General features: G+C 62.7%; 23 protein-coding genes. 11 read left to right on the top strand and 12 right to left on the bottom strand.

Annotated elements, in window-relative coordinates; all coding sequences use genetic code 11:
- Entirely contained in the window at positions 1 to 1,542 is a 1,542-nt protein-coding gene (locus VIZ63_RS03520; protein WP_331608118.1) for an aldehyde dehydrogenase family protein, read from the top strand.
- A gap of 103 nt (positions 1,543 to 1,645) precedes the next feature.
- On the opposite strand, the gene hrpA is transcribed toward VIZ63_RS03520, so the two are convergent.
- The 8 genes from hrpA to VIZ63_RS03480 all read right to left on the bottom strand — a co-directional run bounded on the left by hrpA (position 1,646) and on the right by VIZ63_RS03480 (position 11,725).
- Positions 1,646 to 5,548 carry an ATP-dependent RNA helicase HrpA gene (gene hrpA / locus VIZ63_RS03515; RefSeq protein WP_331608117.1) on the bottom strand — a complete coding sequence of 1,301 codons (3,903 nt, stop codon included), beginning with the start codon at positions 5,546 to 5,548 and terminating at the stop codon, positions 1,646 to 1,648.
- A gap of 112 nt (positions 5,549 to 5,660) precedes the next feature.
- Positions 5,661 to 7,034: an ATP-binding protein gene (locus VIZ63_RS03510; protein WP_331608116.1), complete on the bottom strand. Its 1,374-nt coding sequence runs from the start codon at positions 7,032 to 7,034 to the stop codon at positions 5,661 to 5,663.
- Positions 7,035 to 7,134: 100 nt separating this feature from the next.
- Positions 7,135 to 7,818 carry a response regulator transcription factor gene (locus tag VIZ63_RS03505; RefSeq protein ID WP_331608115.1) on the bottom strand — a complete coding sequence of 228 codons (684 nt, stop codon included), beginning with the start codon at positions 7,816 to 7,818 and terminating at the stop codon, positions 7,135 to 7,137.
- Positions 7,818 to 8,117 (bottom strand): PepSY domain-containing protein, encoded by a 300-nt coding sequence (locus VIZ63_RS03500; RefSeq protein WP_331608114.1) that lies wholly within the window; start codon positions 8,115 to 8,117, stop codon positions 7,818 to 7,820. Before VIZ63_RS03500 ends, VIZ63_RS03505 begins: the two co-directional genes overlap by 1 nt.
- Positions 8,118 to 8,173: 56 nt before the next feature.
- Positions 8,174 to 8,749: a glycine zipper 2TM domain-containing protein gene (locus tag VIZ63_RS03495; RefSeq protein WP_331608113.1), complete on the bottom strand. Its 576-nt coding sequence runs from the start codon at positions 8,747 to 8,749 to the stop codon at positions 8,174 to 8,176.
- A gap of 128 nt (positions 8,750 to 8,877) precedes the next feature.
- On the bottom strand, positions 8,878 to 9,660 hold the full coding sequence (mazG, locus tag VIZ63_RS03490; RefSeq protein ID WP_331608112.1) for a nucleoside triphosphate pyrophosphohydrolase: 783 nt from the start codon (positions 9,658 to 9,660) through the stop codon (positions 8,878 to 8,880).
- A gap of 18 nt (positions 9,661 to 9,678) precedes the next feature.
- Positions 9,679 to 10,350, bottom strand: a complete 672-nt coding sequence (locus tag VIZ63_RS03485) for a CoA pyrophosphatase (RefSeq protein ID WP_331608111.1) — start codon at positions 10,348 to 10,350, stop codon at positions 9,679 to 9,681.
- Entirely contained in the window at positions 10,325 to 11,725 is a 1,401-nt protein-coding gene (locus VIZ63_RS03480; RefSeq protein ID WP_331608110.1) for a class II fumarate hydratase, read from the bottom strand. Before VIZ63_RS03480 ends, VIZ63_RS03485 begins: the two co-directional genes overlap by 26 nt.
- Positions 11,726 to 11,816: 91 nt before the next feature.
- Between VIZ63_RS03480 and purB the strand changes: the two genes are divergently transcribed.
- The 6 genes from purB to VIZ63_RS03450 all read left to right on the top strand — a co-directional run bounded on the left by purB (position 11,817) and on the right by VIZ63_RS03450 (position 19,737).
- Entirely contained in the window at positions 11,817 to 13,184 is a 1,368-nt protein-coding gene (purB, locus tag VIZ63_RS03475) for an adenylosuccinate lyase (RefSeq protein WP_331608109.1), read from the top strand.
- A 99-nt stretch (positions 13,185 to 13,283) separates the two neighbouring features.
- Positions 13,284 to 13,805 carry an NUDIX hydrolase gene (locus VIZ63_RS03470; protein WP_331608108.1) on the top strand — a complete coding sequence of 174 codons (522 nt, stop codon included), beginning with the start codon at positions 13,284 to 13,286 and terminating at the stop codon, positions 13,803 to 13,805.
- A 50-nt stretch (positions 13,806 to 13,855) separates the two neighbouring features.
- Positions 13,856 to 14,971 (top strand): tRNA 2-thiouridine(34) synthase MnmA, encoded by a 1,116-nt coding sequence (mnmA, locus tag VIZ63_RS03465; protein ID WP_331608107.1) that lies wholly within the window; start codon positions 13,856 to 13,858, stop codon positions 14,969 to 14,971.
- A 184-nt stretch (positions 14,972 to 15,155) separates the two neighbouring features.
- A complete protein-coding gene (gene acnA, locus VIZ63_RS03460) occupies positions 15,156 to 17,849 on the top strand; it encodes an aconitate hydratase AcnA (RefSeq protein ID WP_331608106.1) in 2,694 nt (897 codons plus the stop codon).
- 153 nt (positions 17,850 to 18,002) lie between these two features.
- Positions 18,003 to 18,779 carry an enoyl-CoA hydratase-related protein gene (locus VIZ63_RS03455; RefSeq protein ID WP_331608105.1) on the top strand — a complete coding sequence of 259 codons (777 nt, stop codon included), beginning with the start codon at positions 18,003 to 18,005 and terminating at the stop codon, positions 18,777 to 18,779.
- 4 nt (positions 18,780 to 18,783) lie between these two features.
- Complete coding sequence (locus tag VIZ63_RS03450) at positions 18,784 to 19,737, top strand: hypothetical protein (RefSeq protein ID WP_331608104.1); 954 nt, start codon at positions 18,784 to 18,786, stop codon at positions 19,735 to 19,737.
- On the opposite strand, the gene VIZ63_RS03445 is transcribed toward VIZ63_RS03450, so the two are convergent.
- The gene (locus VIZ63_RS03445; RefSeq protein WP_331608103.1) at positions 19,738 to 20,079 is read right to left on the bottom strand and encodes a hypothetical protein; all 342 of its coding nucleotides are present in this window, start codon (positions 20,077 to 20,079) and stop codon (positions 19,738 to 19,740) included.
- A gap of 148 nt (positions 20,080 to 20,227) precedes the next feature.
- Between VIZ63_RS03445 and VIZ63_RS03440 the strand changes: the two genes are divergently transcribed.
- The 3 genes from VIZ63_RS03440 to VIZ63_RS03430 all read left to right on the top strand — a co-directional run bounded on the left by VIZ63_RS03440 (position 20,228) and on the right by VIZ63_RS03430 (position 22,957).
- Positions 20,228 to 21,094 (top strand): GFA family protein, encoded by an 867-nt coding sequence (locus VIZ63_RS03440; RefSeq protein ID WP_331608102.1) that lies wholly within the window; start codon positions 20,228 to 20,230, stop codon positions 21,092 to 21,094.
- A gap of 248 nt (positions 21,095 to 21,342) precedes the next feature.
- Positions 21,343 to 22,311 carry a protein-methionine-sulfoxide reductase catalytic subunit MsrP gene (msrP, locus tag VIZ63_RS03435; RefSeq protein WP_331608101.1) on the top strand — a complete coding sequence of 323 codons (969 nt, stop codon included), beginning with the start codon at positions 21,343 to 21,345 and terminating at the stop codon, positions 22,309 to 22,311.
- Between the two features lie 4 nt (positions 22,312 to 22,315).
- Entirely contained in the window at positions 22,316 to 22,957 is a 642-nt protein-coding gene (locus VIZ63_RS03430; protein ID WP_331608100.1) for a protein-methionine-sulfoxide reductase heme-binding subunit MsrQ, read from the top strand.
- A gap of 45 nt (positions 22,958 to 23,002) precedes the next feature.
- Here the strand turns inward: VIZ63_RS03430 and kynA are convergent, their stop codons facing one another.
- Genes kynA through VIZ63_RS03415 form a run of 3 tightly spaced genes read right to left on the bottom strand, consistent with a single transcriptional unit; the run spans position 23,003 to position 25,401 of the window.
- Positions 23,003 to 23,866 (bottom strand): tryptophan 2,3-dioxygenase, encoded by an 864-nt coding sequence (gene kynA, locus VIZ63_RS03425; protein WP_331608098.1) that lies wholly within the window; start codon positions 23,864 to 23,866, stop codon positions 23,003 to 23,005.
- Positions 23,863 to 24,615: a SprT family zinc-dependent metalloprotease gene (locus VIZ63_RS03420; protein ID WP_331608097.1), complete on the bottom strand. Its 753-nt coding sequence runs from the start codon at positions 24,613 to 24,615 to the stop codon at positions 23,863 to 23,865. Before VIZ63_RS03420 ends, kynA begins: the two co-directional genes overlap by 4 nt.
- Positions 24,616 to 24,642: 27 nt before the next feature.
- Positions 24,643 to 25,401, bottom strand: coding sequence for a hypothetical protein (locus tag VIZ63_RS03415; RefSeq protein WP_331608096.1), 759 nt, complete (start codon positions 25,399 to 25,401; stop codon positions 24,643 to 24,645).
- A gap of 98 nt (positions 25,402 to 25,499) precedes the next feature.
- On the opposite strand from VIZ63_RS03415, the gene VIZ63_RS03410 reads away from it, so the two are divergent.
- Positions 25,500 to 26,303, top strand: coding sequence for a TatD family hydrolase (locus tag VIZ63_RS03410; RefSeq protein WP_331608095.1), 804 nt, complete (start codon positions 25,500 to 25,502; stop codon positions 26,301 to 26,303).
- Positions 26,304 to 26,326 lie beyond the last annotated feature (23 nt).

Below are 26,326 nucleotides of genomic sequence, written 5' to 3'. Positions count from 1 at the left end.
ATGCAAAACGTATTCAACACTCTCGAACTCGGCGAACTCAATGCCGGTTCATGGTCTGGCCCCACTACAAGCGACGCGGGCGGCTGGTCGAAAGATACCGCCGCGCCGATCATCGATTCGATCAACCCCGCCACTGGTGAAGTGCTGGGCCGGGTGCAGACTGCATCCCCGGGCGACTATGAGCGCATCATCCGCAGCTCGCGACAGGTGTTCGAGCAGTGGCGCATGGTGCCGGCGCCGAAGCGCGGCGAACTCATCCGCCTGATCGCCGATGAACTGCGTGCCAACAAGGATGCGCTCGGCAGCCTCGTCACTCTGGAAATGGGCAAGATCAAGCCCGAAGGCGACGGCGAAGTGCAGGAGATGATCGACATCGCCGATTTCGCCGTTGGCCAGTCGCGCATGCTCTATGGCAACACCATGCACTCGGAACGGCCGTTGCATCGCATGTATGAGCAATGGCACCCGCTGGGCGTCGTCGGCATCATCAGTGCATTCAACTTCCCGGTCGCGGTGTGGTCCTGGAACGCATTCCTCGCCGCCATCTGCGGCGATGTGTGCATCTGGAAGCCCTCACCAAAGACTCCGCTCACTGCCATCGCCGTGCAGCGGCTCGTCAATCGTGTGCTCGAGCGCCATGGTTACCCCGCCGTATTCCAGCTCCTCATCACTGCGGGCAACGAACTCGCCGAGAAACTGGTCGATGATCGTCGCGTCGATCTCATCTCCTTCACCGGATCGACTGCGGTGGGCCGACACGTCGGCGAGCGCGTCGCCGCGCGCCTCGGCAAGAGCCTGCTCGAACTCGGCGGCAACAACGCGATCATCGTCGATGAATTCGCGAACCTGGATCTGGCGGTACCCTCGATCGTGTTCGGCGCCGTCGGCACTGCCGGCCAGCGTTGCACCAGTACGCGTCGCGTGTTCGTTCACGCATCGAAGTCAAAGGAACTCGAAGAACGGCTGCTGCGTGCCTATTCGCAGGTACGCATCGGCAACCCGATGGAGCAAGGCACGCTCATGGGACCGCTGATCGACAAGTCAGCCGTCGAGCGCTACAAGGCCGCGATTGAATCCGCCAAGCGCGCCGGTGGCACCGTGCTCTGCGGCGACAAGGTTCTGCCCGGCTCGGGCAACTTCGTGGCCCCGACCATCGTCCGCGCCAAGGCCGACTGGTCCATCGTGAAGACCGAAACCTTCGGTCCGATCCTGTACCTCATCGAGTTCCAGGATCTGGACGATGCCATCGCCATGCATAACGCCGTCGATCACGGACTGTCATCCTCGATCTTCACCGACAACATGCGCCACGCCGAGCGCTTCCTTGCAGCAACAGGCAGCGATTGCGGCATCGCCAATGTGAATATCGGCACCTCGGGTGCGGAAATCGGCGGCGCCTTCGGCGGTGAGAAAGACACCGGCGGCGGCCGCGAATCCGGCTCGGATTCCTGGAAGGCCTACATGCGCCGCCAGACCAACACCATCAACTGGAGCAAGGAACTGCCGCTCGCGCAGGGCATCGACTTCAAGGTCGCTCCCTGAGAAGCCGTAAGAGGAAGATATCCACGGGGCACACGGGGTCAGAAGTATTTAACCCCGTGATCCCTGTATTCGCCGTGGAAAATCTTCCTGGTTCTTGCTTTTGTCATACGCGGCGAGCCTCGGCGCGGGCGAGTTCGAGCTGATCGGCGAGACGTTTGTCTGAGACGGGCGTTGCGGTGCGCAGGTCCTGCGCGAACAGTGAGACACGGAATTCCTCGATCATCCACTGCAGTCTGTCGAGCTCGGTGCGAACTGTCTGCCCCTGGCTTGCGCGATTGAGATCGTTGAAGCCTTTCAGGAACGGCGCAACGCGGTGTGACAGTTCGGCATCGTGCTTCGCGTTGCCTGCCACTTTCTCCAGGCGGCGGCTGAGCGCCTTGAGATACTTCGACAGGTGCGGCCAGAGCAACTCCGGCACGTCGAGCGGAAAGCCTGGCGGGATCAACGCCGCGAGCTGCGCTGTCGCCACCTCCGAGATCGCTTTGAACGCAGGCCCCTGGAGAGCTGCAAGCTTGTCGCGCACACCGCGCATTTCCTTCAACACCTCGATAATCTGCTGCGAGAGCCGATCGACCACTGCACCAAACTCCGCACGACGTCGATCGAGCAACGCCTGGAAGGCCTGTGCCGATCTCGGCAGTTCGACACCGGCGCCCAGAAAGCACTCTGCGAACGCACGTTCCGCCAGGCTGTCAGCCAATGGTCGGCCGCTGCTGAGTCCCTGCCCCAGCAACACCAGCTCGCGCTGCTCGGCGAATCGCTTGCGTGCGTACTTGACCTGCTCCGGTAGCGCGAGCATCGCGAGTCTCAGCACACCCTGACGCAGCAGCGTCATGGCTTCCTGCAGGCTCTTGGCCTCGACGATCTCGACGCTGTCGCCCCGATCGCGCAGCGTCGGATACACGGTGAAGCGCAATCCGCGACGCTCCACGGACTCTTCGACTGGCAACGGCTCGAAGTCCCAGCTGCGATGCTTCGCGGCGGCGAGTTGTCGTGCGGTCGCGCCGGGATCTGCATTGCGCGCACGCAGCGTGCGCTTCAATTCGGACAGGTCACGTCCTTCCGCGATCTTGCGACCCTGCAGATCGACGACGCGGACATTGAAGCGCAGTTCATCCGGAAGCGGCAGCCTCGCGACATCGTCTGCACTCACCGTCTCGCCGGCCGTCCGACTGATCCAGCGCGCCATCGCCGCGTTGAAGTCGCCACCGACGTCGATCTCGGCAACGGCGCGTGCTGCGTGTTCCGGCACCGGCACCAAGGATTTGCGCACCGACTTCGGCAAGGCTCGCAACACAGCAGTGATCTTCTCTTCGCGCCAGCCAGGCACCAGCCAGGCGAGCTGTCCCGCATCGAGTGTGCCAAGGAGCGGCTCCGGCACGGTCACGGTGAGACCGTCGTCCGGGAGGGCTGGCTCGAAGCGATACTGCAACGGCAACGTATTGCCGCCGATTTGCAATTCGTCAGGATAGTTCTGTTCGCCGATGTCATCGATCGGGCGGCGCAGCACATCCGGCAGCGACATCCGCAGGTTGGCGCCATTCCCGTGGGCGCGCTCCTTGAGCCAGCGTTCCAGTGTCGGAACAGAATTGACCTGTTCCGGCAACCGCGCCAGATAGAAATCCACCAGCGCCTGCTCGTCGACCATGACGTCGCGGCGCCGGATCTTTGCCTCCAGACTTTCGACGCGGTGACGCAGTGCCCGATTATGCGCAAGGAAATCCGCCTGTAGCCTGGAGCGCCCCTCCACCAGTGCCTCGCGAACGAAAATAATCTGGGCTTCGCGAGCAGCGACGTTGCCGAAGTTGACCCGACGGCGCGCCGATAGCGTCAGCCCATAAAGCGCCGTCGACTCGAACGCCGCGACGAAGCCACGGTCTTCCACCCAATGCGGTTCGCTGTAACTGCGCTTGATCAGGTGCTCACCCGCAGCCTCGATCCACTGCGGCTCTATCGCGGCGACCATGCGGGCGTAGAGACGCGTCGTCTCCATCAGGTTTGCGGCTACGATCCAGCGCGGCGGCTTCGCGGCCAGCGGCGTACCCGGCGCGACGACGAACCGCGTGCCGCGAGCGCCTTCGTACTCACGCCTCTCATCGAGCACGCCGATGCCGCCGAGAAAGCCTGTCAGGATCGATTGATGCAGATCCCCGTACTCGGCGGGCGCTTCGTTGAGCGGAAGTTTCAGGTCGCGGACTACTTCCCCCAGCTGCCGGTGCAATTCCTGCCACTCGCGCATCCTGAGAAACGAGAGGAAGTTCTCGCGACACCATTTGCGCAGCTGATTGCCGGAGAGCGCGGCGCTTTGCTCGCGGAACAGCTTCCACAGGTTCAGGATTGTCACGAAATCTGATCGCGGGTCTGCATAGGTTGCGTGTCGCTGATCGGCCTGTTGCTGCGCGTCGGACGGTCGTTCACGAGGGTCCTGACTGGCGAGGAAGGCGCTCAACACGAGCATTTCGGTCACGCAACGATGATGGCCTGCGGCCACCAGCATGCGGGCCAGGCGCGGATCCACCGGCAGCGACGCGATCTGGCGGCCAAGGCTCGTCACGCGACGCGAGTCGTCGACCGCTTTCAATTCCTGCAGCAAGCGGTAGCCATCGTTGATGAGCCGCGTATCCGGCGGATCGACGAACGGAAAATCCTCGGGCTCGCCCAGCCCCAGGGTCGACATCTGCAGGATCACGCTCGCCAGGTTCGTACGCAGAACCTCGGGCGGCGTGAATTCCGGTCGCTGCAGAAACTCGTCTTCGGCGAACAGGCGAATGCAGATGCCCTCGCTCTCGCGACCGCAGCGTCCCTTGCGCTGATCGGCGCTCGCCTGCGATATGGGTTCGATCGGCAGACGCTGCACTTTGCCGCGCAAGCTGTAGCGGCTGATGCGCGCCAGGCCCGAATCGACGACGTACTTGATGCCTGGAACGGTAAGCGAGGTTTCCGCGACATTGGTGGCCAGCACGATGCGCCGCGCAGTGTGACGCTCGAAGATACGTTCCTGGTCGCGTGTCGACAGGCGCGAGTACAACGGCAGCACTTCGGTGTTGTGCAATTTCGCCTGGCCGAGTTCGTCGGCCACATCGCGAATCTGCTTTTCCCCCGGCAGGAAGACCAGCACATCGCCGCGCGATTCGCGGTCGAGTTCCTGCACGGCATTGACGACGCCTTCCGGCAACGACAACTCGCTCTCTTCCTCGTCATCGAACAACGGGTGGTACCGAACTTCGACCGGATAGCTGCGACCGGAGACCTCGATCACCGGAGCGCCGTTGAAAAAATCGGCAAAGCGCTGCGGATCGATGGTCGCCGAGGTGATGATCACGCGCAGTTCCGGACGCTGCGGCAGGATGCGTCGCAGTACACCCAGCAGGAAATCGATATTGAGATTGCGCTCGTGCGCCTCGTCGATGATCAGCGTGTCGTACCGGCGCAGCAGCCGGTCGCCTTCTATCTCGCGCAGCAGGATGCCGTCGGTCATCAACTTGACCCGACAGTCCGGCCCGACGCGATCGGTGAAACGCACCTGGTAGCCGACCGCGCCACCCACTGAGGTTCCCAGCTCCACCGATAAACGGTCCGCGATGGCGCGAGCGGCAATCCGCCGCGGCTGGGTGTGGCCGATCATGCCGAACGTGCCGCGTCCGGCCTCGAGACAGATCTTGGGCAGCTGGGTGGTCTTGCCCGACCCCGTCGCACCGCAGAGCACGATGACCTGGTGTGCGGCCATCGCTTTCGCGATCTCCTCGCGATGCGCGGTGATCGGCAGTGCAGCGTCGAACTCCAGCCGCAGGCGCAACTGACTCAGCCGCTCGACATAGCCGGCAGATTTTTCGATCGACGCGCCTAACGACGTACTCACGCGTTCGAAATCCGCGCCGTGATCCGTGCGTGTAAACAGCCGGTCGAGTTCGCGTGCGAGCCGCGGCCGGTCCGCGAAGCGCGTGTGTTGCAGCCGCGTCCGAAGCGCCAGTAGCTGGTCGTTTGCTGATTTCAGGGAAGTCGTCATGAGCCGGACAAGAGTAACCGCATAGAACGCAAAGAGCGCATAGAAGGAAGAAAGAACATCCTTTCTGTTTTGCGTTCTATGCGTTCTTGCGGTTACTCCAATTCCGTATTCTTCAAGCCGGCGGCAGCCGGATCTCTACCGATGCTCCGCCGAGCACCGACTCGCCGATGCTGATGCTGCCGCCGCTCAGTTTCGCTACTTCGCGGACCACCGACAACCCGATTCCCTGCCCGCTGATGCGCTCGTCCAGCCGCGCGCCACGATCCAGTACGCGCGAGCGCTCCGCCGGCGGGATGCCCGGACCATCGTCTTCGATGATGATCTGCAAACCATCGCGACGTGAGGTCGGCGTCGACAGACGGTTCGCCGTCACCCGGACCCTGCTGCGCGCCCACTTGAACGCGTTGTCGATGAGATTACCCGCCATCTCGGTGAGATCTTCGCGATCGCCGAAGTACACGCACCCGTCAGCAACGCTCAGATCGCAGGTGATGCGGCGATCCATATACACCTTGAGCAAGGCGCCGCGCAGCGCTTCGAGCGCATCACGCACATCGACTGGCGCCGAACCCAGCCCCGTTCCGCCCGAAGCAGCCGCGCGCTTGAGCTGGTACTTGACGATGTCGTCCATTCTGCCGACTTGTTCATCGAGCTGTCGGGCCACGGCGAGATCCTTGCCGGGCGGGGTGTTCAACAGATTGCGCATGACGGCCAGCGGCGTCTTGAAGCTATGCGCGAGGTTGCCCAATGTATTGCGATAGCGCTGCAGTCGATCGCGTTCGCTGCGCAACAGCGCATTGAGATTGGTGGTGATGCCGAGCAGTTCGCGCGGATAACTCCCGCCGAGTTCCGTGATTTCACCGACTTCGACTGCTCCGATTTCACGCTCGACACGCCGCAGCGGCGCCAGCAGACGGCGCAACAGAATCGCCAGCGCTCCCAGCAGCACCAGCATCAGCACGCTGAACCAGCCGAACAACTGTACCCGGAAGCGGTTCAATTGCGCGTAATACGGCTCGCGGCTCTCCGCAACGCTGTACACGAACGAACGTGTCTTGTTCTTGCTGAACTCCCACTCGATGGCGCGACTGAGCGCCAGCACCACGGTTCCATCCGTCCTGCGCAATTCGCCGAAACGCCGCTCACCCGGCTGCAGCTTGCGCGAGAATGTCAGTCCCGTACCTGCCAGCGATGCCGAACGCCAGCTCACGTAGCCGTCACTGCGCACGATTTCCCCGTACAGGCCGGAGCCGGGATTGTTGAAACGCATCTCAGCCAGCTGCGCCGCGGGCTGCAACCCCTCGTTCGCTTCTTCTTCGGAGGCCGAGATCAATGCCAGCACCTGAATTTCGAGCCGATCGCGCACCGAGCGTTCCGCCAGATCACGGAACACCAGGTCGAGCGCAACGATCGTGATGCCGAAGAACAGCACGAGCAACACGCTGACCGAGGCCAGCAGTCGGGTGCTTAGCGAGTGCGGCTGCATGCGGGAAGACAGCCGGATTTCACGCAGAGATCACAGAGCACAGGAAGCGTCGGATCGGGATCCGTTGACCATTGATTTCTGTGGACTCTGTGTGAAATCTTCAGGCGCTGTCCCGCTGCAGAGCGAAGCGGTAGCCGCGGCCGCGGAGCGTTTCGATGGGTTTGATCGTGTCATCGGGGTCGAGCTTGCGGCGCAGACGCCCGATGAAGACTTCGATGGTATTGCTGTCGCGGTCGAAGTCCTGCGCGTACAGGCGATCGGTCAACTCTGCCTTGGAAATGACTTCGCCGGCGCGATGGATCAGGTACTCGAGGATGCGGTACTCGAAGCTGGTGAGGTCGACACGCTTGTCGTTGACCGTCACGTCCTGCGTGCGCGGATCGAGCGCAACAGGGCCGCATCGCAGGACAGGCTGCGCCCAGCCGCCGGAGCGCCGCAGCAGCGCTTGCGCCCGCGCCAGGAGTTCCTCGAAATGGAATGGCTTGGCGACGTAGTCATCAGCGCCGGCCTGCAGACCTTCGACCTTGTCCTGCCAGCGATCGCGCGCGGTCAGGATCAGGATGGGAAAGGACTTGGATTCGGCGCGCAGTTTACGGATGAGCTCGAGCCCGGGCAGCTTTGGCAATCCCAGGTCGATGATGGCCAGATCGAGCGCGTATTCACGCCCGCAGAAAAGCCCCTCCTCGCCGTCCGCCGCCAGATCGACGGTGAACCCCGAGTCCTTCAACTGCTGTGCGAGGGATTCGCGCAGCGCTGTTTCATCTTCGACAACCAGTACACGCATCAGTACATCTGCCCTGTCTGTGCGTCGACCTGCACCGTCCAGACTTTGCCGTCCCCGCTGAGGAGACGAATGTTGTAGACCACGCGATCGCCGCTGACGGACTGCTGGGCCTTGACGGCTTTTGCACGGTAACGGCTTTCGGCCATGTTGACGGCCTGATCGAGGGAAACACGGGTGCGATCCGTCGGGCGTTCGCTGCGCGGACGCTTCTCGATCAGGCTCTGGGCATTCACCACCGGCACGCTGAGGCCGAGGGCCAGCGCCGGGATAAGTGCCAGAAGCGAAAGGCGGGCTCGCATGGTCGATAGTCTACGGTCGATGGGGTGTCGAATCACACCCCATCGATGCGGGAACGCTATTCAGCGGGGGCCACGGCGACACGAACCCGGATCTGCGAACCCGGGTCGTACGGCATCCGCGTGGTGTATTGACGTCCGTGGTACTCGTACGTAACTCGATAACCATCGATGCGCTCCTCGTACTGCTCTTCATGGCGCACCTCGCAACGCTGCACGGTTTCCTGCGACGTCGACGTGCCGTAGACGCGGCGAGCACTGTCGTAGCCGACGCCTGCACCAATGGCGGCGCCCGCAACCGTCGCAGCATCACGTCCCCGGCCGCTGCCGAACTGATGACCGATCACGCCACCGATGATGCCGCCGAGGAGAGTGCGACCGCCGACAGCGGGCTCGGAAATATGCGGTCGCGATTCGACGGTGTGCACGTCATTCCAGCATTCACGGCGCGGCGTCTCCACGCGGATCTGCCGTACGATCGGCTCGGCCCGTACGACCGGAGCGTAGTCGTAGCCCTCATCGGCACGGTTATGTCGCGAGTTGGACCAGGACGGTGGTGCGGCCAATGTGATCGACGTCACGCTCAGGCCGGCCAGGATCACCAGAGCACTCGCAGCACGAGCCGAAATCGCCATGTTCTTCTCCAAGGACCCGACGGGAAAAGTCGGGCATGCAACGCACAATAGGAGTCAGGCTCTGAATGAAGCCTGAACTCTGTGTCGCGTTGCGATGGTCTGCGGTCAGAGCAACGTTGCTGGCGCACTCACGCTTCGCGTTCTTTGCGCTTCGCCTCGTCCCACAACACGTCCATTTCCTCCAGGGTCGCTGCTTCTGTCGTGCGCCCTTGCGTCTTGAGTCGTTGCTCGACGTGGCGAAAACGGCGTTCGAACTTTGCGTTGGTCAGGCGCAGGGCGTTTTCCGGGTCGATCTTCAGGTAACGACATACATTGACGAGACTGAACAGCAGATCGCCGATTTCCTGCGCCATGCGCTGCGGATCGGCTCCCGCCGTCACTTCCTGGCGCAGCTCCTCGACCTCCTCCTGCACTTTGTCGACGGCGCCACCGATATCGGCCCACTCGAAACCGACCTGCGCGGCCCGCTTGCCAAGCTTGCTGGCGCGCGTCAGCGCGGGCAGCGCGATGGGAACGTCATCGAGGACGCTGTCGCTGGTCGCCGCACGCTCGCGACGCTTCAGCTCTTCCCAGGCGATGGTCTGCTGCTCCGCATCGGCAATGCGCACGTCGCCGAAGACGTGCGGATGGCGCCGTTCCATCTTGTCGCAGATCGCATTGACCACATCGTCGAAGGCAAAGGCACCCTGCTCACTCGCCAGCTGCGAATGAAATACCACCTGGAAGAGCAGATCGCCCAGTTCGTCGCGCAGATCCGGCAGATCGTTGCGCGAGATGGCGTCGGCAACTTCATAGGCTTCTTCGATCGTGTACGGAGCGATCGTGCCGAAGTCCTGTTGCAGGTCCCAGGGACAGCCGCGCTGCGGATCGCGCAGACGGGCCATGATCGACAGCAGACGGGTGATGGGCATGACGGAATCCATGAAAGGTCACTTCTCTAGCAACAATCGGTACAGCGCCATGAGCATGCCCGCCGTCGCGCCCCAGATGTGATGCGATCCGAAAGGAATGTCGTAGACCTGTACCGCCGTATCGCCGATCTGGCGTTCCAGGCTCGAATGGTTGGCTTCATCCAGCAGGTAGCGCAGCGGCACTTCGAGCACGGAATCGACTTCGTGGGAGTTGAGCTTCAGCGAAAAACCTGGCCGGACCATGCCGACCACCGGCGTGATCCAGTACCCCGTCATGACGACATGGGGATCGAGATAGCCAGTCACCTGCACGAACTCCCGTGACAGCCCGATCTCCTCTTCCGTCTCGCGCAACGCAGCAGCCACCGGTCCATCGTCCGAGGCATCGATGCGACCACCGGGAAAGCTGATCTGACCTGCATGATTCTTGAGCTGCGCCGACCGCTGCGTGAGGAGGATGGAGAGCCCTTCGTCGCGATCGATAATCGGTATCAGAACGGCTGCCGGCACCGGCGACGCCGGATAGAACCGCTGAAACTGCGAACCGATCTCCGGCGCGATCCCGCCCGGCAGCGCCATGCGCAGATCCGTGACCGGCTGCGTCCCTTTCAGTCGTGCTTCGATTTGCCGCCGCAGGTCGCTGCGATCACGGGTGTGCGGCACGTCAGCCGCCGCCTTCGGCTTTGACACCGCCTTTCGTCAGTTCGCGCGGATCGAGAAAACGCGCAAGCTCATCGGCTGGCAGCTTCGTCTGCTCCGCGGCGACGTCGCGCACCGGACGACGCTCGGCATAGGCCTGCTTGGCAATCTTTGCACCCAGCTCGTAACCAATCACGGGGTTGAGCGCGGTGATCAGGATGGGATTGCGTTCGAGCGCCGCACTCACCGCCGTCTCATTCACCTTGAAGCCTGCAATCGCCGCGTCGGCCAGCACGCGGGCTGCATTCGACAACAGATCGATGCTCTGCAGCACGTTGTAGGCGATCACTGGCAGCATGACGTTGAGCTGGAAATTTCCGGACTGTCCCGCAATCGTGATGGTCGCGTCGTTGCCTATGACTTGCGCCGCGACCATCGTCACGGCTTCCGGAATAACGGGGTTGACCTTGCCAGGCATGATGCTGCTGCCGGGCTGCAGTGCCGGCAGCGTAATTTCGCCGATCCCCGCCAGCGGTCCACTGTTCATCCAGCGCAGGTCATTCGAGATCTTGGTCAGCGATACCGCGAGCGTCTTGAGTTGACCCGACAGCTCCACCGCAGCGTCCTGCGACGACAGCGACTCGAAGTAGTTCGGGCTCGGCCGCACTTCCAGTCCGCTCTTCACTGACAGATAGCGTGCCGCCAGTGCCGCAAACTTTGGATCGGCATTGATTCCCGTCCCCACGGCAGTGCCGCCGAGCGCAATGGCCTGCAGCCGCGGCCGGCACCCCATGACCCGCGCCGTGCCAAGTTCGATCTGCGCGCGCCAACCGCTCAGTTCCTGACCGAACGTCACCGGCATGGCGTCCATCAGGTGCGTGCGTCCGGTCTTGACGATCTCGCCGATGTCACCGATACGCCGCGAGATGACGGCATTCAGATACGCCAGCGCCGGCAACAGATGCTGCTCGATACCGAGCAACGCGCTGACATGGATGGCAGTGGGAATGACGTCGTTCGAGCTCTGCCCCATGTTGACGTGGTCGTTCGGGTGCACCGGCATACCCGCATAGCGGCTAGCGAGATGCGCCACGACCTCGTTGACATTCATGTTGGTGCTGGTGCCGGAACCGGTCTGGAACACGTCGACCGGGAAATGCGCGTCGTGTTTGCCATCGATGACTTCCAGTGCGGCTTTCTGGATCGCACCGGCACGCTTCGGATCGAGTGCATCGAGCTCGAGATTGGCCGTGGCTGCGGCCCACTTGATCAGCCCCAGCGCGCGAATGAAGTCGCGCGGCATGCGCAGGCCGCTGATGGGAAAGTTCTCGACCGCACGCTGTGTCTGTGGGCCCCACAAGGCATCGGCGGGGACATTGAGTTCGCCCAGACTGTCTCGTTCGATCCGAAATCCGCTTTTCGTCACGTCGTGCTCCATCGAATGGCCACTACCGATCGGGTATTTCCGGAGCGTTCGAGACAGGGCCGGAGACGGCAGCGTGCGGTATGATTCTACAATGAACATCCATCTCCTGAACGCCATCTCTCCCATCGATGGCCGCTACGCCGACAAGTGTTCCGAACTGCGCCCGCTTTTCAGCGAGCGCGGCCTCATCCGCCAACGCGTGCGCGTCGAAGCATTGTGGCTCAAGGCACTCGCCGCCGAGCCGTTGATTCCTGAGCTTCGTGGCCTCCCTGCGGAGGCGCTGACCGTCCTCGACACGCTTGCCGCCGAGCTCACCGATGCGGATGCGATCGAAGTCAAGCGCATCGAACGCGAAACCAATCACGATGTGAAGGCAGTCGAATACTTCGTGAAGAGCCGCCTGGATGGCGTGCCTGCGTGGCGTTCGCGTCGCGAATTCGTGCATTTCGCCTGCACGTCCGAGGACATCAACAACCTGAGCTATGCGCTGATGCTGAAGGAAGCGCGCGACCAGGTGCTGTTGCCGCGCCTCGATACGCTGATCACCCGCCTCAAAGCGCTTGCGCACGCCAACGCGGACACGCCGATGATGTCCCGTACGCACGGCCAGCCGGCGACGCCGACCACGCTCGGCAAGGAAGTCGCCAATTTCGTCTACCGCCTGCAGCGGCAGCGCCTGCGTTTTTCGAGCGTGACGATCGAAGGCAAGATCAATGGCGCCGTCGGCAACTTCAATGCCCACGTCGTCGCCTACCCGCAGGTCGACTGGCCGGCGCTGGGCTCGAATTTCGTGGAATCGCTGGGACTCATCTGGAATCCCTACACCACCCAGATCGAGCCACATGACTGGAATGCCGAGTACTTCGACACGCTGGCCCGCATCAATACGATCCTGGTCGATTTGTGCCGGGACTTCTGGGGCTACATCTCCATCGGTTATTTCCGCCAGCGGGTCGTGGCCGGTGAAGTCGGCTCCTCGACCATGCCGCACAAGGTCAACCCCATCGATTTCGAGAACGGCGAAGGCAATCTCGGCCTGGCCAATGCGATGCTGAGATTCCTGGCGGACAAACTGCCCGTCTCCCGCTGGCAGCGGGATCTGACCGATTCCACCGTGCTGCGCAATGTCGGTGTGGCTGTCAGCCACTCGCTGATCGCCTGGCGTTCGATCGAACGCGGCCTCGAGCGCGTCGATGTCGACAGCCGGCAGATGGCGGCGGACCTCGATGCCAACTGGGAGCTGCTGGCCGAACCCATCCAGACGGTCATGCGACGTTTCGGGGTGGAGAATGCCTACGAACAACTCAAATCCCTGACCCGCGGCCAGCGTATCGATGCCGCCTCACTGCGCCAATTCATCAGCGGACTCGCCATCCCCGATGAAGCCAAGCAGGGGCTGCTCGCGCTATCCCCCGCGACCTACACCGGGATTGCCAGCCAGCTTGCGCGGGATGTCTGACGCACGGACGGCGGTTTCCCTCTCGTCCGACCGATCAGTTGTGTCCGAGCTTGAGGCAGGTCACAATTTCTTATGTAAGGTCACGGATATACTGACGTAATGTCGCTGAGACCCGATCTCACTGTAGCCGCCATCGTCGAACGTAACGGAGAGTTCCTCCTCGTCGAGGAACGCGTTGGCAACGCCATGGTGTTCAACCAGCCGGCGGGGCACGTGGAACGCGGCGAAGAGCTGGTGGCCGCCGTCATTCGCGAAACGCTCGAGGAGACGGCCTGGGCCTTCCGCCCGGAAGCCCTGACCGGAATCTACCTCTGGGATCACCCGGAGAAACAACGCAGCTTCCTGCGTTTCGCTTTCTGCGGCCAGGTCACCTCCCACGATGCCCAGCGGCGTCTGGATCGCGGCATCGAACGGGCGCTGTGGTTGAATCGACAGCAGATCGTCATGCGTTCGGCGCGACTGCGCAGTCCGATGGTGCTTCGCTGCATCGATGACTACCTGCAAGGGCAACGTTATCCACTCGAAGTCATCCAGCACATGCTGCCGGGGATGACGAGTGTTGGCGGCGAAGAGCGTCGCTCCTACCCGCGTGACGATGGACCAACCATCAGCCGCCTGTAGCAACCTTCTCTGCGCTCTCCGTTTGCGGCCCGCGCGGGCCTTCGTAACTCATGGCATCACCTCTAGTCATTGTCGGCATGTCCGGCGGCGTCGATTCTTCGGTCGCTGCATGGCTGCTGTTGCAACAGGGTTACGAAGTCCAGGGGCTCTTCATGAGCAACTGGGACGAAGACGAGGATGGCTACTGCACCGCTGCGGCGGATTTCCAGGACGCGCGCGCCGTCTGTGAACAGCTCGGAATTCCGCTCCACAAGGTCAGTTTTGCCGGCGAGTATCGCGAACGCGTGTTTGCCTACTTCCTCGAGGAGTATCGGGCCGGACGCACGCCAAACCCCGACGTGCTGTGCAATCGGGAGATCAAGTTCGGCGTCTGCTTCGACTATGCGCGCCGACTCGGCGCCGATTGGGTGGCCACGGGTCACTACGCGCGGGTGGCTCACGGCGAACGGGTGCGACTCCTGAAGGGCATCGATCCGCAGAAGGACCAGAGTTACTTCCTGCACGCGATGCCATCGGCTTCGCTGGCACGCACGCTGTTTCCGATCGGCGATAAGCACAAGGACGAGATTCGCCAGATCGCGCGCGATCTCACGCTACCGGTGTTCGACAAGAAGGACAGCACCGGGATCTGCTTCATCGGCGAACGCCCCTTCGCGGAGTTCCTGTCGAAGTACCTGCCGGCGCAGCCTGGCGACATCGAATCGCCGGACGGCCGCAAGCTCGGTCGGCATCAGGGGCTGATGTACTACACCCTCGGTCAGCGCCAGGGCCTGCGCATCGGCGGGCAGGCCCATGCCTCGGAAGCGCCCTGGTATGTCGCCGGCAAAGATCTGCGACGCAACGTGTTGCTGGCGGTCCAGGGCCACGATCATCCCGCCATGCTCAGCAGTTCGCTGATCGCATCGCAAATGCAGTGGGTAGCCGGCGAACCGCCGGCCTTGCAGTTCGAGTGCGCCACCAAGGTCCGGTATCGACAGGCCGACCAGGCATGCCGGGTCAGGGTGATCGATCGCAGCACCATCGAGATTCGATTTGAATCCGCTCAGCGCGCCGTCACAGCGGGCCAATACGCGGTTCTCTACAGCGGCGATGAATGCCTGGGCGGCGGCGTGATCGAATCCACCGAGCCGTCGATTGAGATTCCGCTGACCGCGCGCGCCAGCTAGGCACACTGCAGCCGTTCAGACGTGCATGTTTTACAAGCCAGACGTTTCGGATATCGCATAATCGCAGTCGATGCACTTCGAGGTCTCCTTCTGGCGCGATAGCCGCTATAATTCGCGCCGCTCAGACCTCGGGGCCCTCTGTTCATGAGGGGACACCCGACCCCTTTTTCGTCCCGGAGGACGCATGAAAGATTCGTTCAAGGCGCGCACCACGCTCGCTTGCGGCAGCAGTAACTATGAAATCTTCAGCCTTGCCGCGCTGAAGGACCGCAACGTCGCGCGCCTGCCGTATTCCCTGAAGATCCTGCTCGAAAACCTGCTGCGTTTCGAAGACGGCGTGAACGTCACGCGCGCCGACATCGACGCCCTGCTCAGCTGGGATCCGAATGCCGCGCCTTCCTACGAAATTTCGTTCACGCCGAGCCGCGTGATCATGCAGGACTTCACCGGCGTTCCTGCGGTGGTCGATCTCGCCGCCATGCGCGAGGCCATGATCAAGCTCGGCGGCAACGCCGATGACATCAACCCGCTGTCGCCGGCCGAACTGGTCATCGATCACTCGGTGCAGGTCGACGCCTACGGCGACAAGGATTCGCTCGCGAAGAACACCGAGATCGAGTTCAACCGCAACACCGAACGCTATGAATTCCTGCGCTGGGGCCAGTCGGCCTTCCGCAACTTCAAAGTGGTGCCGCCGAATACGGGCATCGTTCACCAGGTCAACATCGAGCATCTCGCCCGCGTCGTATTCGACGCTGACAAGGACGGCGTGCGCTGGGCCTATCCGGACACGCTGGTCGGCACCGACTCGCACACGACGATGGTCAACGGCCTCGGCGTGCTGGGCTGGGGCGTCGGCGGTATCGAAGCCGAAGCCGCCATGCTGGGCCAGCCAGTGACCATGCTGATTCCGCACGTCATCGGCTTCAAGCTGGTCGGCAGCCTGCCCCCGGGCTGCACCGCGACCGACCTCGTGCTGACCGTCACGGAAATGCTGCGCAAGAAGGGTGTCGTCGACAAGTTCGTCGAGTTCTATGGCGACGGCCTCGCCAACCTGCCGCTCGCCGATCGCGCCACGATCGCCAACATGGCGCCGGAATTCGGCAGCACCTGCGGCATTTTCCCGATCGACAACGAAACCCTGCGTTACCTCGAGCTGACCGGCCGCAACGCCGAGCAGATCGAACTGGTGAAGCAGTATGCAAAGCATCAGGGCATGTGGCGCGAAGACGGCGCCGCTCCTGCCGACTACACCGACATGCTGGAACTCGATCTCGGCACGGTCGAGCCTTCGCTTGCCGGCCCGAAGCGCCCGCAGGATCGCGTGCCGCTGCGCAGTGCCAAGCAGGTGTATCAGTCGTCCTTCAAGAAAATGGCCGAAGAGCGCACGCAGAAGAATCCTGCTGCAACCGGCACGGCAACCGCCGTCATCAACGGCCAGTCCGCGGAAGTGAAGGACGGCGCCGTCCTGATCGCTGCCATCACCAGCTGCACCAACACGTCGAACCCCGCCGTGCTGATCGCAGCCGGACTGCTCGCACGCAATGCCAACCGGCTCGGCCTCAAGTCCAAGCCGTGGGTGAAGACGAGTCTGGCACCCGGCTCGCGCGTCGTGACGGACTATCTGGCGAAGGCCGGCCTGGCGTCGGACCTGGAAGCACTCGGCTTCTTCACCGTCGGCTATGGCTGCACGACCTGCATCGGTAACTCCGGGCCGCTGCGTCCTGAAATTGCGGATGCAGTGAAGGCGGGCGACGTGGTCGCCTGCTCCGTCCTCTCCGGTAACCGCAACTTCGAAGGCCGCGTGCATCCGGAAGTGAAGATGAACTTCCTCGCTTCGCCGCCGCTGGTCGTCGCCTACGCGCTCGCCGGCACGCTGGAACTCGACCTGACGACCGAAGCGATCGGTACCAGCAGCGACGGCAAGGCGGTATATCTGAAGGACATCTGGCCGACGCCGGCCGAGATCCAGGAATTCATCGCGAAGTCGGTCGACTCCGCCATGTTCCGCAAGAGCTACGCCAGCGTCTTCACGGGCGACGAGAACTGGAATGCGATCCGCCTGCCTGAGGGCAAGATCTACTCGTGGAACGACAAGTCGACCTACGTGAAGAACCCGCCCTACTTCGTCGGCATGACGATGAAGCCGGGCGCGGTGGCCGATATTCGCAATGCACGTGCTCTCGCACTGCTGGGCGACTCCGTCACGACCGATCACATCTCCCCGGCCGGTGACATTTCGAAGTCGAGCCCGGCGGCGAAGTACCTCGTGTCGCAGGGTGTGCAGCCGGTGGACTTCAACTCCTACGGCGCGCGTCGCGGCAATCACGAAATCATGATGCGCGGCACGTTCGCGAACATCCGTCTGCGCAATCAGCTCGCACCAGGCACCGAAGGCGGCATCACCGTCCACGTACCGAGCGGCGAACAGATGAGCATTTACGACGCCGCGATGCGCTACAAACAGGAAGGCACGCCGCTGGTCGTCCTGGCGGGCAAGGAATACGGTACCGGCTCGTCGCGCGACTGGGCCGCCAAGGGCACGATGCTGCTGGGCGTCAAAGCCGTGATCACGGAAAGCTTCGAGCGCATTCACCGCTCCAACCTGATCGGCATGGGCGTGCTGCCCCTGCAGTTCAAGGAAGGCCAGAACGCGCAGTCGCTGGGACTCACCGGCAAGGAGAGCTTCGAGATCATCGGCCTCAACGGCGGTGCGGCGAAGGTCGTGACCGTGGTCGCCACGCCAGACAACGGCGCGCCGATCAAGTTCGAGGCGCGTGTGCGTATCGACACGCCGAAGGAGCGCGAGTACTTCCAGCACGGTGGCATCCTGCACTACGTCCTGCGTCAGCTGGCGAGCGGCAGCAAGGCCGCCTGACCTCGAGGGAACATCGCCAGGGCAACTTGGAGACACGAAGGGGGAAGCCGCGAGGCTTCCCCCTTTTTCGTTTCCGGCCTGCAGGCCTGTAATTCAAATTGATCCGGTTTCATGCACCAGCGGATAATTTTCAAACCATTTCAGGGGAACCTCATGACTGACCACGTCCGCATCAGCGTCGAAGATCGTGTCATGCGCATCGCGTTCAATCGACCCGACAAGAAGAACGCGATCACCAATGCCATGTACCAGGCAATGGGTGAAGCGCTCGTACGCGCCGAGCAGGACCCTGGCATTCGCGCCGTTCTGTTCGAAGGCGAAGGCGACGCGTTCACGGCAGGCAACGATCTTGCCGACTTCGCTGCGGTCGCCTCGGGCCAGCTGGCACGCAGCGACATGAAGGCGCACACCTTTCTCGAAGCACTCGCACGCGCCGAGAAACCCTATGTCGCCGCCGTACAGGGACTGGCGGTCGGCATCGGCGTCACGATGCTGATGCATTGCGATCTGGTCTATGTCGCCGACGACGCCAGACTCACGACGCCCTTCGTGAATCTTGCGCTGGTTCCCGAAGCTGCATCGAGCTGGCTCATTCCCGCACGCATTGGCCATGCACGCGCTTTCGCCATGTTTGCACTGGGAGAGCCTGTCGACGGTCGCACAGCAGCAGCCATCGGTCTCGCCAATGCCGCAGTGCCCGCCGGAGAAGTACGCGCCAAAGCACTCAACTCGGCCAAAGCCCTGGCGACGCGCCCGCTGGGAGCCGTGCAGGCAACCAAGCGACTCATGCGCGATGCGGCGGCGATCTCCGCCCTGATGAAGCGCGAAAACGAAATTTTCGGGCAGCGATTGGGCAGCGCCGAAGCAGCAGAGGCGTTCCGGGCCTTTGCCGAGCGACGCGCGCCGGATTTTTCGAAAATCTCGGACTGACGTCATGCGAACGCCGTTCGCCACTCCGATCGATGACTCGGCCGACACGCTGGCCGGGCCGCTGCGCGGTCCGCGACAGATGCTCGCGACCCAGCAGTACGACAGTCACACATCGATTCACGACGATGCGACGGCGCAGAAGCTCGGATTCAAGGGCGGCGCGATCGAAGGGCCCACGCACTTCAGCCAGTTCGTACCGCTGTGTGTGGCGCTGTGGGGCGTGCGCTGGCTGGAAGCGGGATGCGTCTCGGCTCATTATCGCAATCCCTGCTTCGAAGGCGAGCAAGTGCGCGCCTTCATCGCGAAGCCACGCGACGGCGAGACGCAAACACGAATCTGGATGCAGCGCGACGACGGTACCGAGATTCTGCGCGGCACCGCGTCCATCGGCACGGACAACCCGCCTTCGGCGCTTCAACAGCGTATCAGCGAGGTTCAGCCTCCGGAGGCGCTCGTCATCCTGCGCGATGTGCGCGTGGGAATGCGCAGCGCCCGAACCCGCATTCGCATGGGCGCCGATCAGCACATGGGCGATCTGTATCCTTTCTCGCTTGCCGACAAGCTCGAGGTCATCGCCGAGAACTCACCGTGGTACACGGCGGCGACGGCCGGCGAATCGCCCTGGGGACGCGCCATCATTCCTTTCGAGATGATCAGCGTCCTGTTGAATCATGCGACGGATTCCCACATGTTTCCCGTCCACGGTCCGGTCGTCGGCCTGTTCGCCGATCAGGAGATCCGGCTCATCAAGGGGCCGCTGTTCGTCGACGAGGACTACGAGATCGAGCGCGAAATCATTGCGCTGAGCGGCAGCCGCCGCACGGAAAGCATGTGGATTCGCACCAGCGTGATGCGACCCGGGTGCGACGAAGTACTGGCGACGATGCTGCTCAATTCGGCATCGCTCAAAGATTCCTACGCGAACTACGCGAGAGATCTGGCTCAGTTGCAGGGCTGATTACTTGCCTGAGCGTCTGACGGGCCGCGGCTGCTTGGGATTGTTCCTGGAGCGCATCTGGTCCTGGATGCGTTTCACCATCTGCAGGTGCTGGGCTGGCGGCACTTCCTGTTCGTCCTCCACGCCCCACCGCTCCTTGAACGAACGTACGGCCTCTTCCCGGACCGCCGCGTGACGGCTCACCAACATCAGCGAATCCGGCGAGCACACGCGTGCCCGAATCAGTCCGAGGTCCTCCGCCGCATGGAACAGGCTCGGATACCAGCTCTGCCAGTTGGGCAGCAGGCGCTCCACCTGCTCGCGCAGGTTCTGACGCTGTGGGATGTTGGCGACCGTGCTCATGACGGCCCCGTTTTACCACGGAGTCCGCGCGCGAATGAACCCATGAAAGCCCGAATTTTTAACTGCATCGGCCCTGCTCTGGAGGAGTCCGTCACATATTGCTATCGTCCGGTGACACTGCGCGTCGTCGCCTTCCCCGGAGCCCGTCATGTCCGTGAAGCATCCGCCTGTGCAGGGGACGTGTCTCTGCGGCGCGGTCCGGTACGAGGTCGCCGGTCCGCTGACTATGATGGTGCATTGTCATTGTTCAATGTGCCGCAAGCATCACGGCGGTTCATTTGCGACGTTCGTTGCCGCGCCGCTGGTCGGCTTTCGCTGGATTTCCGGCGAAGACAACGTCGCAAGTTATGCCTCCTCCGAGAAGGGTCGACGCTTCTTCTGCAAGTCGTGCGGATCCGTCACTCCCACGATCATGAAACAGATGGACCTGGTTATCTGCTCCGCAGGCAATCTGTTGGGAGATCTCGACGTGCGGCCCGAGGCCCACTGGTTCGTCGGCTCGGAGTCGCCCTGGTATGAGATCACCGACTCGCTGCCGCAGCACGAAGAGTATCCGGAAGAATTTGGCGCCACCGGGGTGACCCGCCCACCCGTCGAGGCGCGCGCAGGCGTAGTTGCCGGCCGCTGCCTGTGCAATGCCGTCGCTTACGAAATCAGCGGACCGCCGATTCGGATGATGAATTGCCATTGCACGCGATGCCGGCGTGGGCGCAGCAGCGCGCATGCGACGAATCTGTTCTACAAGCTCGACGATTTCCAGTTCGTGCGCGGAGCCGATGACGTCGTCATCTACAAGGTTCCGGACGCAAAGTTTTTCGCCGTCGCCTTCTGCCGGCATTGCGGTGGTGCCGTGCCTCGAATCTCCAGCGAACGCGGCGCCGTTGTCGTACCGGCGGGCTCACTGGATACGGATCCGGGCACGCGCCCGCAAGCGCATATCTACGTGAACCACAAAGCCAACTGGTTCGATATTTCCGATACGCTGCCGCGGTTCCCGGAGGGACCGCCCCTGTGACGGAAGGACGCCGGCTCAGCAAGGCATCGTCCTCCAACAGCACCCTGACACCCGGCGCGCAATGAGTGCAGTCCGAGGCCACCCACCCCTGTTCGGGGGATTCCAGCGCTCGCCGGCAGCAACTCTGATGAACTGTCGACGGTCCGCGTGCGTTCTACGTGATAATTTCCGGGCACCCCGGGTCTTATTGATAGGTCAGTTTGTTGATAGGTCAGTTTGGTCGATAGTCAATTTGCGGAGACGAATTCATGTGGATCAGGCGCAGACAGCCCGGCGACTCGGCAGCCATCGTTGCCTCGGAGATCACGTCCGAGGCGACCTATCTCAATCGTCGGGCACTGCTGCAGGCGGCGCTCGCAGCCGGCGTCACAGGAATAGGCGCCGCGATGTGGAGCGACTCGGAGGCGGCGGCAGCGGCGTTGAAGTTCACACGCAATGCCAGGTTCAGCACCAACGAGCCGCCGAACAGTTACGAAGACATCACCGGGTACAACAATTTCTACGAGTTCGGCACCGACAAGTCGGACCCGGCGGCGAATTCCGGGCGCTTCAAGCCCGAACCGTGGAGCGTGACGATCGCGGGCGAAGCCGAACAGACCGGCAAGTTCTCGCTCGAGGATATTCTCAAGCCGCATGCGCTCGAGGAACGCGTCTATCGCCTGCGTTGTGTCGAAGCCTGGTCCATGGTCATTCCCTGGGTCGGCGTACCTCTGGCCGACGTACTGCAGCGATTCAAGCCGACGTCGAAGGCCAGGTATGTGGCTTTCAAGACCGTGCTGCGGCCGGAGGAAATGCCGGGACAGCGCTATAACGTGCTGGAGTGGCCGTACGTCGAAGGCCTGCGCATCGATGAAGCGATGAATCCTCTGTCGCTGCTGGCGGTCGGTGTCTACGGCAAATCGCTTCCCAACCAGAACGGCGCGCCGCTGCGACTGGTGACACCGTGGAAGTACGGCTTCAAGGGCATCAAATCCATCGTCGAGATCCGCTTCACCGAGAAGCAGCCACCGACGTCATGGAACATTTCGGCGCCGCGGGAATACGGCTTCTTCGCGAACGTGAACCCCAATGTCGATCATCCGCGCTGGAGCCAGGCACGCGAGCGCCACATCGGCGCAGGTCTCTTCAACTCGCGCGTGCCGACCCGGATGTTCAATGGCTACGAGCAAGAGGTCGCCAGTCTGTACCGTGGCATGGACCTGGCCAAGTACTACTAGCCCCATGCCCTCCACGTTCGTCGTGCGCCGGATTTTCAAACCGGCGCTATTCCTGCTGTGCTCCCTGCCGCTGTGCCTGCTGGCGTTGCGCGCATTCGGCATTGCAGGCTCGCTCGGCCCCAATCCGATCGAGTTCGTGCAGGACACGCTGGGCGAATGGGGACTTCGGCTGCTCATCATCACGCTGGCCGTCACGCCGCTCCGCGACTGGTTCGATGCGCCTTGGCTGGTGCAGCTGCGACGTCTGCTCGGCGTGTACGCGTTCGTCTACGTGCTGCTGCACTTTCTGACGTGGCTGATTCTCGATCAGGACTTGTACTGGCCCGGCATCCTGCCGGACATCGCCGAACGACCGTTCATCACGATCGGCTTTGCAGCGCTGCTGCTGTTGATTCCCCTGGCGGTGACATCGACCAACGGCATGATGCGCCGCCTCGGCAAACGCTGGAAAACGCTGCATCGGCTCATTTACGTGATCGTGCCGCTCGGAGTCTGGCACTACTGGTGGCAGGTCAAGGCCGACATCCGCGAACCGCTCATCTACGCGACGATCGTCGCGGTGCTGCTGGGCTGGCGGGTCTGGAAGAGACGAAGCAAGTACGCAAAAGAGCACAAAGAAGCACAAATGAGTTCAAGACTGTCCTGAGCCTTCCGACCTCGTGCTCCTTCGTGTACGGCTTCAGCTCTTCTCTTACATCGACGTCCGAACGGTCCACAGTTCGGGGAAGAACCGCAGTTCCAGCGCCTTGGCGAGATATGACACGCCGCCGGTGCCGCCCGTGCCGCGCTTGTAGCCGATGATGCGTTCGACGGTCTTCATGTGACTGAAGCGCCAGAGCTGGAACTTCATGTCGAGGTCGACCAGCTTCTCGGCGAGTTCGTACAGGTCCCAGTTCTCGTCGATGCTGTGATAGACGGCGAGCCACGCGGCGGCGACCTGCTTGCTCGGTTGATAGGGCTGCGACCAGTCGCGATCGAGGTAGTCCTGTGGAATCTCGAAGCCGCGGCGGCTCAGCAGCCGCAGCGACTCGTCATAAATGCTCGGGTTATGCAGCGCGCGTGACAGGACATCGTAGTGCGCCGGATCGCGACGATGCACTTCGATCATGTCCGCGTTCTTGTTGCCGATGATGAATTCGAGCATGCGGTACTGGTACGACTGGAATCCCGACGCGCGCCCCAGCTGATTGCGGAACGCGGAGTACTCGGCGGGTGTCATGGTCGCGAGCACGTCCCAGGACTGCGTCAGCTGCGCCTGAATGCGCGAGACACGCGAGAGCATCTTGAACGACGGACCCAGGTCGTCGCGGCGGATGTGGTCCAGCGCGGCGGACAGTTCGTGCAGGCAGAGCTTCATCCACAACTCGGACGTCTGGTGGATGATGATGAACAGCATCTCGTCGTGTTCGTACGAGACCGGCTGCTGTCCGCTCAGGATCCTGTCGAGTTGCAGGTACTGGCCGTAGCTCTGCGATTCGCCCAGATCCCAGTGGACCTGTTCGTCGGACAGATCGACCGGCTTCTTCTGCGGGTCGGGGGCAGACTTCTCGTTCATCGGAACATCCATCCCGGAACCCGCTGCCAGCCTTGCAGCAGTTCGCGATCGAGGCGGCGATAATCGGGCTCGATGGCTTCCACCTGAGCCCAGAAGCGCCGTGAATGATTCATGTGTCGGGTGTGGCTGAGCTCGTGGATCAGCAGGTAACGCATCACCGCCGGCTCCTGGAACAGTGCGCAGACATTGAGACTGATGGTGCCGCGCGCCGAGCAGCTGCCCCAGCGGGTGCGCTGGCGGCGAATCTGCACGCGCTCGAAACTGAAATCGTGCTTCGCAGCGATCTCGGCAAGGCAGCGACTGAGCGCCGCATGCGCGTGGTCCATCAGCCAGCGCTGCAGCGTTCGGGCGACCCGCTGTTCGTTGTCGATCGCACCGGCCACGATCAATGTCCCGGGAGTGACGACGACGGCGCGGATATCCGAGCTGGCAGTGCGACGATAGTCGACAGCGTAGCGCTGCTCTGTTCCTGCCAGCGAAATCGCTTCGGGAAGCGTGTCGCGCTCAATTCCGCTGACGGCCGACAGATCTGCGACGCGTTCATCGATCCAGCGCCGGTGGGTGCCGACGAATCGCTCGACGATTGCCGCCGAGGCGCCGGGCGGCACCACCACTTCCACCCGTCCGCCCGGATACACACGGACCGACAGGCGCCGCGCTCGCCGACTGATGCGCACGTGCCAGGGCTGCGCAGGATCGCGCGCCTCGAACAACTGCATCTGGGTCGCCGGCGGTGAAGAGCGATTCATGATGCTGGAGTATAGGCCGCTTTCACGTCATTTCGGCCGTGTCGCCGTGGCCTGCAGCAGTTCCTGCGCCTTGCGATAGTCCGGTGCGATCACGAGTGCGCGCTCGACGATGTCGCGAGCCCCGCGCGCATCGCCGCGTTGCAAAGTGCTCCAGCCGAGCAGCACGAGCGCCTCGGCCTGCCCCCAATCAGGCTCCCCCGGACTTGCCGGGGGAGCGGTCTCGAAATCACCGACCAGATCGCGAAGCTTCTGTGCATAGGCGACAGAACCGCCCTCGCCCTTCTCTGCGCACAGCAATTCGATCAGGCGGATGCGGGGATTGCGGGAATCGAGTTCCCGGGCAGTACGCAGCGGCTTCCCGGCACAGCCCGAAGCAAGGACGGTCGAGCCGAACGCGGAGCACACGGCTTCGATGGCATAGGCCTCCGCCATCCGCGGATCCCTCGTACGGGCTGCCTTGGCCTGTCGCACACATTCCTGCGCAGCCTTGTTCGAAGCGCCGGGATTGAGTGGCTTGGCCGCGGCCGTCGGCTCTGCATGGATTTGCGCCAGCTTCCACTGGCCGTAGGCGGCGTTGTACTCCTGAATGCCGGGAGCGAGCGCCATGGCGTCCAGTTGCGAAATCAGCGCCAGTCCTTCGGCGAGAGCGCGGGCATCCTGCGTGTAGAACGCATACTGAATCCGTGCCGCCGCATCGCCCAGATCGGACGCCGTATCGGCTCCCGCCGGTATACACAGCAGTCCGAAAATCGCTGATGCAATCAACGGCACATGCCGCGCCTTCATGCAGGAAACTCCGCTGTTCTTTCCACTACAATTCGCCACGCAATTGCCGCTGCACGATAGCACACGCCACTTTTTTCCTCGTACCACAGGCCATCGGTTTGACTACTCCGCCGGAACTCATCGACATCGGATTGAACCTCGCTCACGATAGCTTCGACCACGATCGCGAGGCATTGATTGCCCGCGCGGTGGATGCCGGAGTGACGCGCATGGTGATCACCGGCAGTTCGCTCGAAAGCACGCGCTGGGCGATCGAGTGGTCGCGACTTCATCCACAGCGGTTCCGCGCTACTGCCGGGCTTCATCCGCATCACGCAACGGACCTCGATGAGTCGGCTCTGGCTGCCTTCACCGAATATGCGCAGGAGCCTGAAGTGGTGGCTGTCGGCGAATGTGGGCTCGACTACTTCCGCGACCTGTCGCCCCGGGAGGCGCAGCGTCTGGCGTTCGAACGGCAGCTCGATCTCGCCGTTCGTGTCGCCAAGCCGGTGTTTCTGCATCAACGCGATGCGCATACGGACTTCGTCGCCATCCTGCGCGACTTCCGGCCCCGCCTGGCCGGCGGTGTGGCGCATTGCTTTACCGCCGGCATGGATGAAGCCCGCGCCTATCTCGACCTCGACCTGTACATCGGCATCACCGGCTGGATCTGCGATGAGCGCCGCGGCCAGCATCTGCGCGACGTCGTGCGCCAGATCCCGGCTGACAGACTCGTCATCGAGACCGATGCGCCGTATCTGTTGCCGCGCGACCTCACGCCCAAGCCGTCGAACCGGCGCAATGAGCCCATGTATCTGCCGCATGTAGTCGAGGCGATAGCGCAGGCCCGCGGCGAATCCGCCGCACAATTGGCGGCGACGACTACCGCAAACGCGGCGCGACTGTTCAACTGGCCCAACTGATCATGTGATCTGTCGAGGTACCC

The sequence above is a fragment of the Povalibacter sp. genome (assembly GCF_036520495.1).
Classification (GTDB): Bacteria; Pseudomonadota; Gammaproteobacteria; order Steroidobacterales; family Steroidobacteraceae; genus Steroidobacter.
This window is presented reverse-complemented; position numbering and strand designations above follow the sequence as displayed.

Excerpts from the sequence above, each read along its gene's own strand:
- VIZ63_RS03520 (WP_331608118.1), top strand. The coding sequence starts at position 1 with ATGCAAAACGTATTCAACACTCTCGAACTCGGCGAACTCAATGCCGGT.
- hrpA (WP_331608117.1), bottom strand. The coding sequence starts at position 5,548 with ATGACGACTTCCCTGAAATCAGCAAACGACCAGCTACTGGCGCTTCGG.
- VIZ63_RS03510 (WP_331608116.1), bottom strand. The coding sequence starts at position 7,034 with ATGCAGCCGCACTCGCTAAGCACCCGACTGCTGGCCTCGGTCAGCGTG.
- VIZ63_RS03505 (WP_331608115.1), bottom strand. The coding sequence starts at position 7,818 with ATGCGTGTACTGGTTGTCGAAGATGAAACAGCGCTGCGCGAATCCCTC.
- VIZ63_RS03500 (WP_331608114.1), bottom strand. The coding sequence starts at position 8,117 with ATGCGAGCCCGCCTTTCGCTTCTGGCACTTATCCCGGCGCTGGCCCTC.
- VIZ63_RS03495 (WP_331608113.1), bottom strand. The coding sequence starts at position 8,749 with ATGGCGATTTCGGCTCGTGCTGCGAGTGCTCTGGTGATCCTGGCCGGC.
- mazG (WP_331608112.1), bottom strand. The coding sequence starts at position 9,660 with ATGCCCATCACCCGTCTGCTGTCGATCATGGCCCGTCTGCGCGATCCG.
- purB (WP_331608109.1), top strand. The coding sequence starts at position 11,817 with ATGAACATCCATCTCCTGAACGCCATCTCTCCCATCGATGGCCGCTAC.
- VIZ63_RS03470 (WP_331608108.1), top strand. The coding sequence starts at position 13,284 with ATGTCGCTGAGACCCGATCTCACTGTAGCCGCCATCGTCGAACGTAAC.
- mnmA (WP_331608107.1), top strand. The coding sequence starts at position 13,856 with ATGGCATCACCTCTAGTCATTGTCGGCATGTCCGGCGGCGTCGATTCT.
- acnA (WP_331608106.1), top strand. The coding sequence starts at position 15,156 with ATGAAAGATTCGTTCAAGGCGCGCACCACGCTCGCTTGCGGCAGCAGT.
- VIZ63_RS03455 (WP_331608105.1), top strand. The coding sequence starts at position 18,003 with ATGACTGACCACGTCCGCATCAGCGTCGAAGATCGTGTCATGCGCATC.
- VIZ63_RS03450 (WP_331608104.1), top strand. The coding sequence starts at position 18,784 with ATGCGAACGCCGTTCGCCACTCCGATCGATGACTCGGCCGACACGCTG.
- VIZ63_RS03445 (WP_331608103.1), bottom strand. The coding sequence starts at position 20,079 with ATGAGCACGGTCGCCAACATCCCACAGCGTCAGAACCTGCGCGAGCAG.
- VIZ63_RS03440 (WP_331608102.1), top strand. The coding sequence starts at position 20,228 with ATGTCCGTGAAGCATCCGCCTGTGCAGGGGACGTGTCTCTGCGGCGCG.
- msrP (WP_331608101.1), top strand. The coding sequence starts at position 21,343 with ATGTGGATCAGGCGCAGACAGCCCGGCGACTCGGCAGCCATCGTTGCC.
- VIZ63_RS03430 (WP_331608100.1), top strand. The coding sequence starts at position 22,316 with ATGCCCTCCACGTTCGTCGTGCGCCGGATTTTCAAACCGGCGCTATTC.
- kynA (WP_331608098.1), bottom strand. The coding sequence starts at position 23,866 with ATGAACGAGAAGTCTGCCCCCGACCCGCAGAAGAAGCCGGTCGATCTG.
- VIZ63_RS03420 (WP_331608097.1), bottom strand. The coding sequence starts at position 24,615 with ATGAATCGCTCTTCACCGCCGGCGACCCAGATGCAGTTGTTCGAGGCG.
- VIZ63_RS03415 (WP_331608096.1), bottom strand. The coding sequence starts at position 25,401 with ATGAAGGCGCGGCATGTGCCGTTGATTGCATCAGCGATTTTCGGACTG.